1 protein-coding gene is annotated in these 576 nt (G+C 64.2%); it reads left to right on the top strand.

Annotation, left to right across the window (positions count from 1 at the left end; translation table 11 throughout):
* Window positions 1-18: 18 nt before the first annotated feature.
* On the top strand, window positions 19-576 hold a 558-nt coding region (locus tag EN943_RS37350; protein ID WP_164778625.1), incomplete at its 3' end, for a MurR/RpiR family transcriptional regulator.

Genomic DNA, 576 nt, shown 5'->3' with positions numbered 1-576 from the left:
GCCAAGGGTGGGGAAAACATGATTTCCAGCATTGCCGAATTGATCGCCGACCGCATCGGTTCCATGCCGGCCAGCGAACGGCGCGCGGCCCAGACGCTGATCGCCAACTATCCGATGATCGGCCTGAAAACGGTTGCTGAATTTTCGGCCGCGGCCGGCGTCTCCTCGCCGACGATCCTGCGTTTCGTCGCCCGCCTCGGCTTTCAGAACTATCCGGAATTCCAGTCGAGCCTGCAGGACGAACTGGCGGCGCAATTGCAATCGCCGGCGACAAGGACGCTCAATCCGCCCTCGCCCGGCGATGGCACGGTGTCGCCGATGCTGGAAGCGACGCTCGACAACATGCGCGAGACATTCAGGCACCTGTCCGACAAGCAGCTCGCCGACATCGCCGCCCGGCTGGCGGACCGGCGCGGCAAGACCTTCCTGATCGGCGGTCGCTTCACCGATCCGCTGGCCCGCTACATGGCCGCCCACCTCGCCCTCATCCAGCCGGATGTCTTTCACCTCGCCGGACAGGAAAGCATGTGGCGAGACCGATTGATCGACATGGGCAAGCGCGACGTGCTGGTGATC

This window comes from Mesorhizobium sp. M7A.F.Ca.US.006.01.1.1 (assembly GCF_003997935.1).
Lineage (GTDB): Bacteria > Pseudomonadota > Alphaproteobacteria > Rhizobiales > Rhizobiaceae > Mesorhizobium.
The sequence above is the reverse complement of the archived record's forward strand: the minus strand, read 5'-3'. Positions and strand labels throughout refer to the sequence as shown.